Raw genomic sequence first — 14395 nt, forward strand, 5'->3', positions numbered from 1 at the left:
TTGCTTACTTTCTTTGGCGAGACAAAGAAAGTGAGGCGCCCGCCGGGGCGCAATCCCGGCCTCCGCCCTGAAACAAGGCATGCAGCTAGAAAAGCGCCACGGCGATCACGAACGCCGTTCATGCTCGTGCCTCCCGCCACCGCCGAGCCAGCCCAGCAAAGCTCAAATAGATCACCGGCGTGGTGAACAAGGTCAGCATCTGACTGACGATCAGCCCCCCCACCATGGTGACCCCGAGCGGATGCCGCAACTCACTCCCCGTCCCGGTGCCCAGCATCAGCGGCAGGGCGCCCAATAAAGCCGCCAGCGTGGTCATCAGGATGGGCCGGAAGCGCAGCAGGCAGGCCTGGTAGATGGCATCGCGCGGGGCCAGGCCCTGCTCTCGCTCGGCCTCCAGCGCAAAGTCGATCATCATGATCGCGTTCTTCTTCACGATGCCGATCAGGAGCACGATGCCGATGATGGCGATGATGCCCAGGTCCAACCGGGCCGCCAGCAGGGCCAGCAACGCCCCCACCCCGGCCGAAGGCAGGGTGGAGAGGATGGTCACCGGGTGGATGTAGCTTTCATACAGCACGCCCAGCACGATGTACATCGTCACCACCGCGGCCAGGATCAGCAGCAGGGTGTTGGTCAGCGACGCCTGGAAGGCCAGGGCCGCGCCCTGGAAGCCGCTCTCCACGCTGGCCGGCAGGTCCATGGCCGCCTGCTCGGCCTTGATGGCCTCCACCGCCTCACCCAGCGAGGCCCCGGGCCCGGCGTTGAAAGAAATCGTCACCGAGGGGATCTGCCCCGCGTGGTTGACCGCCAGCGACACCGGGCGCTCGGTGACCCGGGCCACCGTGCTGAGTGGCACCACCCCGCCCGCGCTGGTGGGCACGTACAGGCGCGACAGGGCCTGCGGGCCCAGTTTGTCAGCGGGCTTGACCTCCAGCACCACCCGGTATTGCGTGGTCTGGGTGAAGATGGTCGAGATCAGGCGCTGGCCGTAGGCGTCGTACAGCACGGCGTCGATGCCGGCCACCGTGACGCCCAGGCGCCCCGCCGCATCGCGGTCAATGTCGACCCAGGCCTGCAGGCCTTGATCCTGCAGATCGGTGGCCACGTCGGCCAGCTCGGGGCGCTTCTTGAGTCGCTCCACCAGGTCACGGGCCACACGGCCGAGCTCATCGATGTTGGGCGAGGACAGCATGAACTGGTATTGCGTGCGCGCCACCCGGTCTTCGATGGTCAGGTCTTGCACCGGTTGCATGTACAGCGCGATGCCGGGCACGGCCTTGAGATTGGCCGTCAGGCGCCGGATCACCTCGCTGGCCGTCACGTCGCGCGCTTCACGCGGCTTCAGGTTGATCAGCATGCGGCCGGCATTGAGCGTGGCATTGGCGCCGTCCACCCCGATGAAGGACGACAGGCTGGCCACCGCCGGGTCTTGCAGCACCTGCTCGGCCAGGGCCTGCTGGCGCTCGGCCATGGCGGCGAACGAGGTGTCCTGCGAGGCCTCGGTGATGCCCTGGATGACCCCGGTGTCCTGCACCGGGAAAAAGCCCTTGGGCACCCAGAGGTAAAGCAAGGCCGTCAGCCCCAGCGTGGCCGCAAAGACCAGCAGGGTCAGGGCCTGACGATCCAGCACCCAGCCCAGCATGCGGCCATAGCCGGCAATCATGCGGTCGAAGAAGCGGCCCGTGGCCTGGTACAGGCGGCCGTGGCTTTCTTCGGGCGTGTGGCGCAGCACCCGTGCGCACAGCATGGGCGTGAGCGTGAGCGAGACCACGGCCGAGATCAGGATGGACACCGCCAGCGTGATGGCGAATTCGTGAAACAGGCGCCCCACCACATCGGCCATGAACAACAGCGGGATCAGCACCGCGATCAGCGAAATGGTCAGCGAGATGATGGTGAAGCCGATCTGCTTGCTGCCCTTGAGGGCCGCCTCCAGCGGGCTGTCGCCCTCTTCCACATAGCGCGCGATGTTCTCGATCATCACGATGGCATCGTCCACCACAAAGCCGGTGGCGATGGTGAGCGCCATCAGCGTGAGGTTGTTGATCGAGAAGCCGGCCAGGTACATCACCCCAAAGGTGCCGACCAGCGACAGCGGTACCGCCACCGCCGGGATCAACGTGGCCGAGACACTGCGCAGGAAGATGAAGATCACCATCACCACCAGGGCCACGGCCAGGGCCAGTTCGAACTGCACGTCCTCCACCGAGGCGCGGATGGTGGTGGTGCGGTCGGTCAGCACCTGCACCTCGACCGACGCGGGCAACGTGGCCTTGAGCTGGGGCAGCAGGGCCTTGATGCGGTCCACCGTCTCGATCACGTTGGCCCCAGGCTGGCGCTGCACATTGAGAATCACGCCGGGCTGCAGATCGGCCCAGGCCGCCAGCCGCAGGTTCTCGGCGTCGTCCACCACGGCAGCCATGTCCTTGAGGCGGATCGGGTTGCCATTCTTGTAGGCCAGGATCAACTGGGCGTACTCGCGCGCCGACTTGAGCTGGTCGTTGGCGTCCACGGTCGAGGCGCGGGAGTAGCCGTCGAAGCTGCCCTTGGCCTGGTTGACGTTGGCCGCCGTGATGGCGGTGCGCACGTCCTCCAGCGTGAGGCCGGCCGCAGCCAGCACCGCCGGGTCGGCCTGGATGCGCACAGCCGGGCGGCGCCCGCCTGCGATGCCCACCATGCCCACACCGGCCACCTGAGAGATCTTTTGCGCCACACGAGACTCGACCAAATCGTGCACCCGGATCACCGGCAGCGTGGGCGAGGTGATGGCCAGGGTCAGGATGGGGGCGTCGGCCGGGTTCACCTTGCTGTAGGTGGGCGGCATGGGCAGGTCACTGGGCAGCAGGTTGCTGCCGGCATTGATGGCGGCTTGCACCTGCTGCTCGGCCACGTCGAGCGTCACATCGAGCGTGAAGCGCAGGGTGATCACCGAGGCCCCCCCCGAACTGGTGGACGACATCTGCGACAAGCCCGGCATCTGGCCGAACTGTCGCTCCAGCGGCGCCGTGATGGACGAGGTGACCACGTCGGGGCTCGCGCCCGGGTACAGGGTGGTGACCTGGATGGTGGGGTAATCGACCTCAGGCAGGGCCGACAGGGGCAGCAGCCGGTAGGCCAGCAGGCCCACCAGCAACAAGGCCACCATCAGCAAGGAGGTGGCCACCGGCCGCAAGATGAAAAGGCGCGACAGGTTCATGCGGAGGTGCTCCACCGCAAAGCAGGCTTCGGTAGCACAGCGTGGCGCATGGCTCAGCCCCCGCTTTCGCGCTGCTGGCGACGCTCACGCAGCTTTTGCAAATAGGCGCGACGCTCCTCGGGCGGCATGGCCTTGAGCTTCTCCACCAGCTCGGGCGGCAGGGCGTCCATCCAGCGCGGGCGGGCTTCGCCCTCGGCACTGGTGCCCGGGGAGGGAGCGGCAGAGGGTGCGGATGCCGAGGCGTTGGCCGGGGCAGCAGCATTGCCCTTGGAAGATGCGGAAGATGCGGAAGATGCGGAAGGTGATGTGGGCGCGGCGGCCGCATCGCTCTGGCCCTGGGCCGGGGCTGCCGCGGGCTTTCCTGCACCCGCCTCAGGGCCCGCGGCGGCGCCTGCTGGGGCCCCAGAGGGGGCACCCGCACCGGGCCGGCTGCCGCGCTTGGCTTCGATCACCTCTACCTTGGCGCCTTCACGCAGGCGGTCGGCACCGTCGGTGACCAGGCGATCCCCCGGCTCGACCTCACCCTCGATGGCCACCCAGTCGCCATCGACCGCGCCGGTCGTGACCTTGCGCAGCGTGACGCTGCCATCGTCCTTCACCAGGTACACAAAGGTGCCCATGCTGCCCCGCTGGATGGCGTTGTTGGGGGCGACCAGGGCGTTGGGCAGGGTGTCGAGCTGCAGCCGGATGTTGACAAACTGGTTCGGGAACAGCGTGCCATCCGCGTTGGGAAACTCGGCCTTGAGCTTGATGGTGCCCGTGGTGGTGTCGATGGCGTTGTCGGTGGTCAACACCCGGCCCTGGGCCAGGCGCTTGCGCTGCTCGCGGTCCCAGGCCTCCACGGCCAGCACACTGCCCTTGGCCTGCAGGCGCCGCGTGATCTGCGGCAGGTGGGCCTCAGGCACGGCAAACACGACCGCGATCGGCTGCGTCTGGGTGATGGTGACCAGCCCGGTGGTGTCACTGGCGTGCACGATGTTGCCCAGGTCGACCTGGCGCAGGCCCAGGCGCCCGCTGATGGGCGCGGTCACCCGCGTGTAGGAGAGCTGCAGGCGCGCGTTGTCCACCTGGGCCTGATCGGACTGCACCGTGCCTTTGAGCTGGCCCACCAAGGCCTCCTGGGTGTCCACCTGCTGCTTGGCAATCGAGTCCTTGGCCAGCAGATCGCGGTAACGTGCCAGGTCCAGCTCGGCATTCTTCAATTGCGCGGCATCGCGCTGCAGCTGGCCCTGCATCTGGGCCAGCGCAACTTCGTAGGCACGGGGGTCGATCTCCGCCAGCAAATCACCCGCCTTCACCTGTTGGCCTTCCGTGAACAGGATTCGGCGCAACTCGCCATCCACGCGGGCTCGCACCGTGGCGGTATTGAGCGCCGTGATGGTGCCAATGGCATTGACTGACACCCGCAGGTCCTGGCGCTTGGCCGCCCGGGCCGACACCGGCTGGGGCCGGTTGCCGGCGCCGAAACGGCGCGCCCCGGCCGCGGCGCCAGCCCCTTCGGCCGCGCCCTCGGGGGGCGTGGCGCCCTGCTTCTTCCAGTACCAGGCACCACTGGCCCCCAGGCCCAGCAGCAGGATGAGCAAGCCGACCAGCCCCGCGCGGGAACGGCGCCGCGGCGGAGGCAAGCCCCCCGCCGGGGTCGGCAGGGGCGCAGCAGACACGGGAGACAAGGCGCTGGGTTCGGAGTGGGCGTTGGGGTCGGTCATGGAAGATCAGCCAAGGTTCGGGACAGGCCCGGGACAAAAGGGGACAACAGAAATGCCGCAGGCAGGGGGCGCAGACCCCAGCGGGCCGAGAGGGCACCGGGGCTCATTCGCTGAGTTGGGCACGAAAGCCTCCGGTCGTGCTGAGCGATTGCTCCAGACGATCCAGCAGACCGCAGGCCTGCTGCAGCAGGGCGAGCTCATCGGCGGGCAAGGCAGCCAAGTGGGCGGCCATGGCCTGCTCGGCCGCCTCCACCGCGGCGCGCAGGCCTGCCACTCCGGCTGGGGTAAGGGCCAGCAGCGAGCGACGTCCGTCAGCCGGGTCGTCAGAGCGACGCACCCAGCCCTCAGAGGCCAGCTCGGCGAGCAGGCGGGTGAGCGATTGCAATCGAACGCCTTCGCCGCGAGCCAGTTCGGTCGGGCTCATGGCGCCCTGCCGGCCCAGGCGACTGAGCACGCTGAGCTTGAGCGTGCCCATGCCCTCGGCCTCCAGGCCTGGGCGCAGACGGCGCGCCAACTGCAGCACACTTGCGCGCAGCTGCACGGCACATTGAAGAGGAGACAGGACAGGGGAACTCATGCCAACACCCGAAAACGCCCTAAATACCAAGCTTTGACTTGGCAATTATGGTAAGCGATTTCTTACAAACACAAGTCAGAGAAACCCCGCAGAAGCTGCAAGGCCGAGCGCATCTTAGGGAAGGGGCCCCGCACGGAGGGCCGGAGCCGCGTTCTTTTACGCGGAATTTACCTGCTCAAAGCCAGCGCGCCGCGACGCTGAGTGCCAGGCTCAGCACCACGGTGGAGGCCAGCGGAATCGACCATTCTCGGCCGAACAGGCGAAAGCGGAAGTCGCCCGGCAGGCGGCCAAAGCCCAGGCGCTGCAACCAGGGCGTGATGCCGCTGATGAGCACCAGCACCAGAAAGACGACGATGAACCAGCGGATCATGCCGCCGAGTGTAGAGCGTGTTCCGGGTCTCCCACGGGTCGCGCCGCGGTGGCCGCGTCAAAACGCGCCAGATACTGGGGCTGCTCGGTACCACACCAGCGGTCCCACCCCGTGAACCACAACCCGTAGTTGCCTCGGCCGTTCTCGTGGTGCAGGTGGTGGTGGGTGGTGGTGGTGAAGTGCCGCCCCAGCCAGTGACGGGCAAAACCGCGCGGCAGGGTCTCGATGGACAGGTGGCCATGGGCGTTGCGGATGATCTGATGCAGCGAAAACACCAGCAGCACCCCGCCATGCACCGGCACGGCCCACAGGATCAGGGGTGTGACCAGGCCATTGATCAAGGCCTCGACCGGGTGGAAGGCATAGGCCGCCCAAGGCGAAGGGTTGCGCGAGCGGTGGTGCACCCCATGAACGTGGCGAAACAGCCAGCGCGAGTGCAGCAGGCGGTGCGTCCAGTAAAAATAGGCGTCGTGAAACACCAGCATCAGTGGCAGGCTCAGCCAGAACCAGGCCCAGCCGTAGCGCCCGGCCTGGCGGTACACCACAAACTGGCCGTTCCAGATCAGGGCCACCACCCCCAGGCTGATGCCGGCAAACACTGCCATCGACATCAGGGAATAGACGATCTCGCGCTTCAGGTCGGCCTGGCGCGGCCAGCCCGAGATGACGCGATGCGCCAGCCGTCGGCGCAGCAGAACGTGAACCCCGCCCCACAGCAGCAGGGCCACGACCAGGTAGCGCCCGGCCTCCATCAGGTAGCTGCCCGTCCAGACCTGCAGCAGCAGGCGGCTGCTGTCGGCGTCCATCCCCGGAAAATTCATGTCAACTCCTTGTTCAGCGGGTCATGCGGTACTTTTCGAGGACGGGGCCTGGTCCCAAGGCCCCCGTCCATCTGCATTCTGACCAGCGCCACCTTGGGCACAGCTGAAGATCAGGCCCTGTGCTGCAGCCCCGGCAGCCGCACCTCGAAACCGATGCCTCGCCCCGCCAGCCCCGGCCCCAGGCAGACATCACCGCCAAGCGAGCGCGCCGCCTGACGCACGATGGCCAGGCCCAGGCCGGCGCCCCCGGCACCACCGGCCTGCTGCCCCCGACCCCGCACAAAGCGCTCAAAAATGTGGGCCTGCTCCGCCTGGGCAATGCCAGGCCCGTCATCGCGCACGCCCAGGCACAAGGCCCCATCGTCCTGCCGGGCCAGCGTGACCTGCACCCGCCCCCCTTGACGGGGGCCATAGCGCAAGGCGTTGTCCAGCAGGTTGTCGAGCATTGATTGCCAGGCACTGGCCGGCAGGGGCCAGGCCAGGCTGTCCGGGCTGTCCAGGTCCAGGTCCACCCCGGCGGCCAGGGCGCGTGCGCTGAAGGCGGCCAGGCTCTGCCGACACAGCTCGGCCACGTCCACCGGCCGGGCATCGGGGGCCGGCCGGGCCTCGTCCAGGGCCGCCAGCACCAACAGTTGCTGGGTCAGGTGCGAGGCGCGCTCGATGGCCTGCTGCAAACCGGCGTGGGCGGCCTGCCGATCCGTCTCGCTGTCGGCCTGCAGCAGCCAGTGCGCCTGGGCGGCCATCACGGCCATCGGGGTGCGCAATTCATGGGCGGTATCCTGCAATCGGGCGCGCTCCAGGGCCAGGCGCTCCCGCAGGCGGCCCAGCACCGCATTGAATGCCACGCCCACGGTGCGGATCTCGGTGTAGCGTTCGTCCACCACCAGCGGCGACAGGTCGTCGCCCCGGGCCTGCTGAAGCTGGGCGCTGAGCTGGCTCAAGGGCCGCAGGCCACGCCACACCACCAGCACCACCGGCAGCAGCGCAAACGGAAAGGCGATCAGCAGGTTGGGCAACAGGTCGCTGGCAATCCAGGTCAGCGCCGTGCTGTCGGCCACGCCCACCGTGGCCAGGCGCAGCGACCAACGCGCGTCATCGACCTGCGCCACCCAAACCAGGCGGCCCTGCAAGGTCTGCGACTGCACCTGATCGGGCTGCCCCAGCAAAGGCTGATCGCCCAGCGTTGCGCTGGCGTAAAGGCGTTGCCCCCCCTCGCGGGCCCGCAGCTCCAGCCACAGAGGCGCCAGCGCGTGGCCCTGGTTGCTGCTCGGGTCGGCACGTGAGGCATTGAGCATGATGTCGGCCGTGGCCGCCACGGTGGCGGCGTCGGCCGGCTGTTCGATGATGCGCAGGCCTTGCACCATCACCCGAGCCAGTTGGAGCAAGGCCGCATGGTCGCTGACCGAATGCTTGAAACGAGCGTAGTTGTAGCCGGTGAGCACCAGTTGCACCAGCACAAAGGCCAAGCCCAAGGCCAGCATCAGGCGGCGCATCAGGGAGACCGGGGCGGCAGGAGGTCGGTGCAGGCTCACAAACTCAGGCCCTCAGCAGGTAGCCCACGCCGCGCACAGTGTGAATGCGCTCGGGCCCCAGCTTGCGGCGCAGGTTGAACACATGCACCTCCAATGCATTGAAGTCGATGGCCTCGCCCAGCGGCTCCAGGCGCTGGGCCAGAAAGCCCTTGGGCACCACGGCGCCGGGCTCGCGGGCGAGTTCGAGCAGCAGCTTGAATTCGCGCGGGGTGAGGTCCATCGCCTGCCCGTGCAGCCGGGCCACATGGGCGCGTGGCTCGATCGACAGTTCCCCCAGGTTCCAGACCTCGCTGGCCTGCCGGGCATATCGGCGCAGCACGGCACGGATGCGCGACACCAGCTCGGCCGGGGCAAAGGGCTTGACCAGAAAGTCGTCGGCGCCGCCGTCCAGGCCCTCCAGGCGGTCCTGCAGGGCCGAGCGCGCCGTGATCACGATCACCGGCACCGCACTGGCCTGGCGCCGCCACTGCGCCAGCAGTTGCAGACCGTCGCCATCGGGCAGGCTGAGGTCCAGCAGCACACAGTCGACCCAGGCATGGTCGACCACTGCCGGCGCATCGGCCACACGGCGCAACCACTCGCAGCTGAAGCCCTCCAGCTGGAGCGCAGCCTGCAGGGCACGCCCCAGGTCCAGGTCATCTTCGATCAGCAGCAGGTGCATGGCGACCAGGATGGCACAGACAAGCTTGGCGCCGGCTTAAGACACTCAGAGCCGGTGCGTGCGGTCGCCGTGGGCAAAGCCCAGGGGCGCCCACTCGGCGCCGCGGCCCAGCGCGATGACCTTGAAGAACTCGCCCATCTCATGCTCGGTGATGAGCTTGAGCGTCATGCTGCGCAGGGCCAGGTCATCGGTCGGCATCAGCTCCACCAGGCCGCAGTTGATCAGGAAGTGCGCCTGGGTGGTGTAGCCCAGCACATCCAGCCCCGACTCCTGCGCCGCGAGCGCAATGCCCGTGAAATTGACGTGGGCCGTGATGTCCTTCAGCCCCGGGTCGGCCAGCGGGTCGCTGTCGGCCCGGTGGCCGCGGTGGCACATCACCGTGCCCATGTGGCGCTGCGGGTGGTAGTACTCGCTCTCGCCAAAACCGTAGTCGATCAAGAAAATCGCACCGCGCTCCAGGTGGTCCGACAGGGTGCGCACAAAGGCCTCGCCCTGGGGGTGGATCTCGGTCAGGTAGTCATGCGGGCCCTCGATGTCCAGCGGCGGGCGCAGCTCGGTGGGGCGGTCGGCCCACACCAGTTGGCCTTGCTGCACGGCCACGCCGCGCTCGTGCCAGACGCCGCCGACGCGGGCCAGCAGTTGCACCGGCATGGCGTCGAGCACCTCGTTGCCCACCACCACGCCGCTGAAGCGTTCGGGCAGCTCGAAGGCCCATTGCACCCGGTCGCCAAAAGCCGCCAGGGTCTGCTGCTGGCGCTCGCGCAGGCTGCCCGACAGGTCGACGATGGTGTAGCGGCGCACCCGATCGCCCAAAGCAGTCAGCAGTTGCCCTGCCAGGGCGCCCGAGCCGGCACCGAACTCCCACAACTCGTCGGTGCCGGTGGCCTCCAGCGCCTGCGCCAGTTGGGCGGCCAGGGCCTGCCCGAACAGCGGCGACATCTCGGGTGCCGTGACAAAGTCGCTGCCCGAGCCGGGCAAGGTGCCGAATTTGCGGCTGTCGTTGGCGTAGTAACCCAGGCCGGGGGTGTAGAGGGCCGCGGCCATGTAGACGTCAAAGCCCAACCAGCCGCCAGCGGCCTCGATGTCGCGCTGCAGGCGGCTCAGCAAGGGGTTGTCGGTCGGCGAATCGCTCGAATTTTCGGCCGTCAGGGGGGAATCAGGGGGGGACATGGGGTTCGTGCTCACCCGCATATTGTCCATGTTCAGGGTCCGTGATGGCTCAGCCCCCAATGCCCCTGAACCGTGCACGGTGCGACGGCGGCGTGGACAATCGCCCTCCATGACCGAAGCAAGTGTTGAATCCGTCGAACTTCCGCGCACCGTGCTGATCACGGGTGCAGCCCGGCGCCTGGGGCGAGAGATGGCGCTGGACCTGGCCCGCCATGGCTGGCGCGTGGCCGTGCATTACCGCCATTCCCGCACCGATGCCGAGGCCACCGCCCTGGACTGCGCCGCGCTGACCCCGGGGTCGGCCGCCTTCGCCGCCGACCTGCAGGACGAAGCCGCCGTGCGCCAACTCGTGCCACGCGTGGCGGCGACGCTGGGACGGCTCGACGCCGTGGTCAACAGCGCCTCGCTGTTCGAGCACGACGACGTGGGCACCTTCAGTTTCACGGCCCTGGAGCAGCACCTGCGCAGCAACGTCGGCGCGCCCATCCTGCTGGCCCAGGCCCTGCACCAACACCTGCAACAGCGCCAGGCCCAGGGGGTGGTCGTCAACCTGTTGGACCAGAAGCTCTGGAACCAGAACCCCGACTTCCTCAGCTACACCTTGTCAAAAGCGGCCCTGGAAGCCGCCAACACCATGCTGGCCCACGCGTTGGCGCCGCGCCTGCGCCTGGTCGGCGTGGCCCCCGGGCTGACCCTGACCAGCCACATGCTGAGCGACGAGAAATTTCAGCAACTGCACAGGCTGTCGCCGCTGGGGCGCTCGTCGTCCAGTGCCGACGTGGCCGCCACGGTACGATTCGCGCTGGAAAACCAATCCATCACCGGCACCACCCTGCTGGTGGACGGCGGCCAGCACCTGATGCGCTTCGAGCGCGACTTTTCGCTCATGTGAATGAGCCCTTACATCGCCCCTTCACCATGAGCTACAACACCAAAGGCACCCAGATCCTGACCCTGAACGGCCTGCGCTTCGACGCCAACCTGGGCATTCTGGAGCACGAGAAAACCAGCCCACAGCCGATCCAGGTCGATGCCGAACTCAACCTCGGCACCCAGCCCCTGCTGCCCACCGACGATGACATCCACCATGTGCTCGACTACCGCAAGGTGCGACAGATCATCATCAACGAATGCACCGCCGAGCACGTCAACCTGCTGGAAAGCCTGATCGGCAAGCTGGCCCACCGCCTGATGCAACTGCCCGGCGTGCTGGGCGTGCGCGTGAAAATCGCCAAGCTGGAAATCTTCGAAGACTGCGAAGTGGCGATCCGGGTGGAGACGGGGCATTGGTGAGCCACCGGCGGCCCTTAAGGCACTGAAATATTTGGTAAACATTTATTACCAAAAAATGACATTCGACACCTAAGTTGCTAAAAACCATCTCCTAGACTCGATTTCATCCGAGCATTCGTCGACAGGGAACGCCCCGGCTCAACGAATCGCTCGTGCGAAACAAGAGCCGTCAGGGAGAAAAATGTTCTTAGGTCTTCAAGCCACCCGCCTGAAACGTGGGGGGTTGTGTTTGCTGTTCCTGCTTCCCAAGCTGGTGATGGCGGGGTGGCGGGGTCTGCGTGTCAGAGCACGGGGACTGGCCTGGGCTCTGCTTTTCGGAAGCTTCTGGGCCCTGTCCTGGATGCGCCTGCAACTGGTCAACCGGACGATTGGCGACTACTCGGGCTGCCCAAGCCATTGCTTTGATGGCGTGGTTTTTGGCAGCGACGCCTTGATCTTCGCGATCCTGCTGGCCCTGGTGGGGCTGTCCTGGCTGATGCCCCGTGTGATCCGTCTCCTGCTGGCGTTGGGGGGCCTGCTGCTGATCATTTGTTTCGCCGTCGACATTGCGGTCTTCGACCTGCTCAACAACCGACTCAACCTGTCCGACATCCTGCGTTATGCCGGCGATGTCCGACTCAACAGCACAGTGGCCCTGCCGACGTTCAGCTCAGCCCGCTCTGTCGCCCTGTTGGGCCTGACGGCCCTGACAGGCTTCTCCTTGGTCGCGCTCACCTGGAGACGCCCGCCCGGCGCCTCACGGGTGTCAGGTCTGTGGCCCATTTTGGTGGTACCCGTGCTGCTGGGGATGCACGAGGAGGCAGACGAGGTTGGACACATCGCGGCCAACAACTACCGCGATCTGATCACCATCAACCTGCCCAGCGGGGAAGACCAACCTTACTCCGCGGCGCTGCAAGCGGCCCTCGAACATACCGCCGCCCCGCCAAGGACCTGCTTGGCCCCGACCCGGCCCCCACACCCCCGCCCCGTGATCCTGCTGGTGGTTGAATCACTGTCGCTGTACCACAGTCAAGCCATGTCTGGGCTGGGCCACGAATTGCCGCAACTCGATGAACTGGCCCAGAAATACAGCTACATCGAATCGTTCTACGCCAACGGGTTCACCACTGACGGCGGACTGATCTCCTTGCTGACGGGGCACGTGCCGCTGCCCACCGTTCACCGATATCAGAGCTTCAACGCCTATGAAGGCTTCGAGAATGACCGGCATCAGGCCTTCAAGCAACTGCGTGCCGCCGACATCTCGACCTGGTACTTCAGAACCGCCGACCTCGGCTTTCTGAACACGGGTGCCTGGCTCCGCTACCTGGGGTTTGACCACGTCGAGGGTCCCGAGAACCCTTTCTATCAAGGTTTGCCACGCGGGTCTTTCAACGAACCCGGAGACCATGCCCTGTATCAACGATTTCTGCATTGGTACTCGCACGAACGGGCCAACGACCGTTTCTTCGCCGTACTCCAAACCACCACCACCCACCCGCCATTCCGAATTCCGGGCCGGTCCGGCCACAATGAGAACAACGCTTTTCGCTACGCCGATCAGGAGATCGGGCAATTTGTGCAGGCACTGGAACAGCAGCACTTTTTTGACCGGGGGCTGCTGGTCATCACCGGGGACCATCGCAGCATGACGGTACGCCGCCCGGGCGAACAGGCTCTGCTGGGCATGGAGGCACCGGCACGCATCCCAGCGGTGCTGCTGGGGGCTGAATTCCGGCAGGGCGGCCCGTTGCCGGGCCGATGGCAGCAAACCGATTTCCTGCCTTCGCTGCTGGCAGCCAACGGACTTCGCTCCTGCACCGACGCCTTCACCGGGCGCTTCCTGGGCCCTCAGATCGAACCCGAGGTGATTTTGCATGCCCAGGGCCTGGCCCGCGATCGGGTGCTGGTCAGGCTGCGTGGCCAGGATGAACCGCTGGAAATCGAGCTCGACGGCGATCAGACCCACTGGGTCACGCCGCCAGCCAGTGCCCCCCTGGACGTGGTCCATGAAATCAACCGTCAGCGAGCGATGCGCCCCGAGGCTCCGGAGAATTTCACCGAAAACCTTTTGCGGTGGTATGGACTGAAATCATGAGCCAGACCGCCAGAGCCTTGCCAATGAGACAATACGGCCATGAGTGCAACATGGACCGATGACGTCAGCACCAGCGTGCTGGACGTCAAAAATGAGCTGAAGATCGAGCGCGAAACCCACAAGCTGGAAAAGCGCCTGTGCCGCCAGGTGGGCCAGGCCATTGTCGACTTCAACATGATCGAAGCCGGCGACCGCATCATGGTGTGCATGTCGGGCGGCAAGGACAGCTACGGCATGCTCGACATCCTGCTCAAGCTCAAGGCGCGTGCGCCCATCAGCTTCGAGCTGGTGGCCGTCAACCTCGACCAGAAGCAGCCAGGCTTTCCCGACCACATCCTGCCCGAGTACCTGGCCGGCCTGGGCATTCCCTTCCACATCGAGACGCAGGACACCTATTCCATCGTCAAGGAGAAGGTGCCCGAGGGCAAGACCATGTGCAGCCTGTGCAGCCGGCTTCGCCGCGGCATCCTGTACCGCGTGGCCCGCGAGCTCAAGTGCAACAAGCTGGCGTTGGGCCACCACCGCGACGACATGCTTCAGACCTTTTTCCTGAACATGTTCTTTGGCGGCAAGCTCAAGGGCATGCCCCCGAAGCTGGTCAGCGACAACGGCGAGTTCACCGTGATCCGCCCGCTGGCCAATGTGGCCGAAAAAGACCTGATCCGCTGGGCCGAGCACCGCCAGTTCCCCATCATCCCCTGCACGCTGTGTGGCAGCCAGGAGAACCTGCAGCGCAAGCAGGTCGGCAACATGATCCGCGACTGGGAGAAAAAGCACCCCGGCCGCATCGAGAACATGTTCACTGCGCTGCAGAACGTGGTGCCCTCGCACCTGATGGACGCCAAACTGCACGACTTCAAGAACCTGCGCCCCACCGGCATCGCCGACGACGAGGGCGACAAGGCCTTTGACCATGAAGAGTTTCCCGCCAGCAGCCCGGCCTTGAACGGCCTGCAGGTGGTGCAGCTCTGACCTTTCTGCGTGTCACC

12 protein-coding genes are annotated in these 14395 nt (G+C 66.4%); 4 read left to right on the plus strand and 8 right to left on the minus strand.

The window, feature by feature from the left end:
* Positions 1-118: 118 nt before the first annotated feature.
* The 8 genes from AC3WUT_RS27800 to AC3WUT_RS27835 all read right to left on the minus strand — a co-directional run bounded on the left by AC3WUT_RS27800 (position 119) and on the right by AC3WUT_RS27835 (position 10033).
* Complete coding sequence (locus tag AC3WUT_RS27800) at positions 119-3196, minus strand: MdtB/MuxB family multidrug efflux RND transporter permease subunit (protein ID WP_492350305.1); 3078 nt, start codon at positions 3194-3196, stop codon at positions 119-121.
* A 53-nt stretch (positions 3197-3249) separates the two neighbouring features.
* Complete coding sequence (locus AC3WUT_RS27805) at positions 3250-4902, minus strand: MdtA/MuxA family multidrug efflux RND transporter periplasmic adaptor subunit (protein WP_492350306.1); 1653 nt, start codon at positions 4900-4902, stop codon at positions 3250-3252.
* A gap of 103 nt (positions 4903-5005) precedes the next feature.
* Positions 5006-5479 carry a MarR family winged helix-turn-helix transcriptional regulator gene (locus AC3WUT_RS27810; RefSeq protein ID WP_492350307.1) on the minus strand — a complete coding sequence of 158 codons (474 nt, stop codon included), beginning with the start codon at positions 5477-5479 and terminating at the stop codon, positions 5006-5008.
* A gap of 175 nt (positions 5480-5654) precedes the next feature.
* Entirely contained in the window at positions 5655-5849 is a 195-nt protein-coding gene (locus AC3WUT_RS27815) for a DUF2905 domain-containing protein (RefSeq protein WP_019575982.1), read from the minus strand.
* Complete coding sequence (locus AC3WUT_RS27820; protein WP_492350308.1) at positions 5846-6670, minus strand: sterol desaturase family protein; 825 nt, start codon at positions 6668-6670, stop codon at positions 5846-5848. The genes AC3WUT_RS27815 and AC3WUT_RS27820 overlap by 4 nt, the downstream gene beginning before the upstream one ends.
* Positions 6671-6780: 110 nt before the next feature.
* A complete protein-coding gene (locus AC3WUT_RS27825; protein ID WP_492350309.1) occupies positions 6781-8202 on the minus strand; it encodes an ATP-binding protein in 1422 nt (473 codons plus the stop codon).
* Positions 8203-8206: 4 nt separating this feature from the next.
* Positions 8207-8863, minus strand: coding sequence for a response regulator (locus AC3WUT_RS27830; protein WP_492350310.1), 657 nt, complete (start codon positions 8861-8863; stop codon positions 8207-8209).
* Between the two features lie 45 nt (positions 8864-8908).
* Positions 8909-10033, minus strand: coding sequence for a class I SAM-dependent methyltransferase (locus AC3WUT_RS27835; RefSeq protein ID WP_492350311.1), 1125 nt, complete (start codon positions 10031-10033; stop codon positions 8909-8911).
* A 109-nt stretch (positions 10034-10142) separates the two neighbouring features.
* Here AC3WUT_RS27835 and AC3WUT_RS27840 point away from each other — a divergent pair, with 109 nt between their 5' ends.
* The 4 genes from AC3WUT_RS27840 to ttcA all read left to right on the plus strand — a co-directional run bounded on the left by AC3WUT_RS27840 (position 10143) and on the right by ttcA (position 14378).
* Complete coding sequence (locus AC3WUT_RS27840) at positions 10143-10925, plus strand: SDR family oxidoreductase (RefSeq protein ID WP_492350312.1); 783 nt, start codon at positions 10143-10145, stop codon at positions 10923-10925.
* Between the two features lie 26 nt (positions 10926-10951).
* A complete protein-coding gene (locus AC3WUT_RS27845) occupies positions 10952-11326 on the plus strand; it encodes a dihydroneopterin aldolase (protein ID WP_492350313.1) in 375 nt (124 codons plus the stop codon).
* A 340-nt stretch (positions 11327-11666) separates the two neighbouring features.
* A complete protein-coding gene (locus AC3WUT_RS27850) occupies positions 11667-13406 on the plus strand; it encodes an LTA synthase family protein (protein WP_492350314.1) in 1740 nt (579 codons plus the stop codon).
* 39 nt (positions 13407-13445) lie between these two features.
* Positions 13446-14378, plus strand: a complete 933-nt coding sequence (gene ttcA / locus AC3WUT_RS27855) for a tRNA 2-thiocytidine(32) synthetase TtcA (protein WP_492350315.1) — start codon at positions 13446-13448, stop codon at positions 14376-14378.
* Positions 14379-14395: the final 17 nt, after the last annotated feature.

Source organism: Curvibacter sp. EU05-FHT14A10 (assembly GCF_058791075.1).